The sequence below is a fragment of the Galactobacter valiniphilus genome (genome assembly GCF_003575975.1).
Lineage (GTDB): Bacteria > Actinomycetota > Actinomycetes > Actinomycetales > Micrococcaceae > Galactobacter > Galactobacter valiniphilus.
In genome coordinates this window covers 1-2,105 of the sequence record NZ_QQXK01000059.1, presented here as the reverse complement: position 1 = coordinate 2,105, position 2,105 = coordinate 1, and the positions used below count along the sequence as shown (strand labels likewise).

At 66.1% G+C, this 2,105-nt stretch carries 2 protein-coding genes; both read left to right on the top strand.

Annotated features, from left to right (window positions below; all coding sequences use genetic code 11):
• Window positions 1–274 precede the first annotated feature (274 nt).
• Window positions 275–829, top strand: coding sequence for a hypothetical protein (locus DWB68_RS15645; protein WP_233548878.1), 555 nt, complete (start codon window positions 275–277; stop codon window positions 827–829).
• Between the two features lie 837 nt (window positions 830–1,666).
• Window positions 1,667–2,044, top strand: coding sequence for a hypothetical protein (locus DWB68_RS15635; RefSeq protein WP_119426036.1), 378 nt, complete (start codon window positions 1,667–1,669; stop codon window positions 2,042–2,044).
• The last annotated feature ends 61 nt before the right edge of the window (window positions 2,045–2,105 follow it).

The window sequence follows — 2,105 nt, the reverse complement described above, 5'->3', positions numbered from 1 at the left end:
AGGACACGAGGACCTCCGTGGATCGAGTGAGTGTGGTAACCCACATCGATACCGGAGGTCCTCACCTCATCCCGTCACGCCACGCTGACCACAACCACCGTGGGAAGAACACCTAGGCCTTCAGAGGCAGGCCGCGCTGGACTCGCCGCACGAAGAGGAGATGCTCGACGGCGCGGACTTGAGCCGCGTCGTCGGGCATCGGGCGTGTGGGCGGGGCCTCCGTTCCCACCTTCGATGGATGACGCCTCGGCCCACGGAGGCGCACCATAATCACGTGAGCTCATCCATTCCCGAAACGAACACCACCCCGGCAGACCTCAAGGGCCTCCCCGCCCTCCTGCGCCGCGTGGATCGCCTGGCCGCCGGCCGACGACAGCGCGATCTTCGCGCGCCCGCAGCGCTCATGACGCACAAGGTGCTCCAGGGCTTCCGCGCGATCCGCTGGATCCTCACCGCCGAGATCCTCGTTGGCCTCGGCGCGCTCGCCATCGCGTTCGTGAACCTGGCCCAAGGCCACCCCGACAATCTCGCGGTCTGGATGCGCGGCGTCGTCGTGCTGGGCCTCACGCTGGGGCTCGGCTACTTCGCCCTGCGGGCGGGGGAGGGGTGGTTCTGGGGCTATCAGCGGCTGCGCCTGTTTAGCCGCATCTTCCCCGTGGTGACGCTCGTGATCGCCGCGATCCCCGGGCTGTACCCGTTCTGGATGATCCTGGAGCAGATCGTGTTTTCGCTGCTCATGATCGGCATCGGCGACATCGCCACGAGCGACGCCATGCGCACCGCTTTCGCCAAGAGCACCCTGGTCCGCGACGAGCCGCGCTGCGCGTGAGTGTGGGCAGTCCGCGTATCGGCGTGCAGCTCGCGCCCTCCTCGCCGCAACCCGACTGCGGAGTGGCGCGGCCGCGGCGCTCGCCGTGCTGCTGATTTTCGCGGCCCTGCAGGGCGCAATGCCCGCTTACGTCGCCGTCGCCACCGATTTGCCGGTAGCGCTCTCCGTCCCCCAGGAGGTGCAGGGGTCCACCGCTCAACGCTACGTGTAGGCCGTGCGCAACGTCGGCGGGCCTTTCGCTGTGGGCAGGGCCGAACTGGCGGTGACTTCGACGGGACTGGCATCCATCGCGCCGGTGGAAGCTGTGGAGCCATGACCGGACGGTGCGACCGACAGCAACCCGACATCGAATACGGCCGCCGTGGGTCTCGCGGATTCGCTCTACGGTGCCGGGGGTGAGTGTGCCATGCAGTGGATCTTGGCAGTCGGGAGCGAACGCCCCCCGGCGGCCGCGAGCTCCCTGCGCATCGACGATGCCGACGGGGTCGCTCGGGTGTCCGGTTGGATCGCGACCGAACGCAACGTGGAGTGTCCCTTCATCTGGCATCCGTCCTGAGCGCCCCTTCGGACAGCAGCCCCACGCTTTCGCCGGCTGACGTGAGGCCTGCACCGCCGGATGCCGACTCGCCGAGCACTTGCCGTATCGCTCCATGTCGCTACGGAGTGACGCACCCGTGGGGACCGCCTCGAACGACATCCTTCGCAGTGCTACGGGGTTCCGCCGCATCACCACACCAAAGATCACACCTCTAGAAAATTTGCCTCAGGCGCTTGCGCGTCGGGTCGAAATAGACAGACTATCTATCTGTCAGGCAAGCTAAGCTGAAAGGGGGGGCGATGACGGTACTGGTCGGAGCGCCGGCGGTGGCGGAGCGTGGACTGGCCGATCGGGGGTCTAGCTCGATGGGTTTCGGCGGCGAGGCGGTGGATGGCCGCCTCCTGGGGGCAGACGAACTGCTCACCGGTCTCGCGCTGTGTCGGGATTGGGCCGCCAAGAAGCGCTTGATCTGCAGCTTCGCGGAGCAGGAAATGATGATCCTCGACGGGGTTAAATCCGTAGAGTTCGCGATTTTTGAGCGCCGGGCGGCATCAGTCATCCAAGGCATCGTGACCGTGGACGAGGGACACGTGCCGGGGCTCATTCAGTCGAATTTTCTCCAGCACGTGCTTCCGAGGGTGGAAGGATACCTGGGGGTGAAGGGCCTTAACCCCTGATCTTGGACACTCGGATTCCAGCACGATGCTGGGGAAGCGAGAATCTAGGACATGGCGAGGA

Excerpts from the sequence above, each read along its gene's own strand:
- DWB68_RS15635 (WP_119426036.1), top strand. The coding sequence starts at position 1,667 with ATGACGGTACTGGTCGGAGCGCCGGCGGTGGCGGAGCGTGGACTGGCC.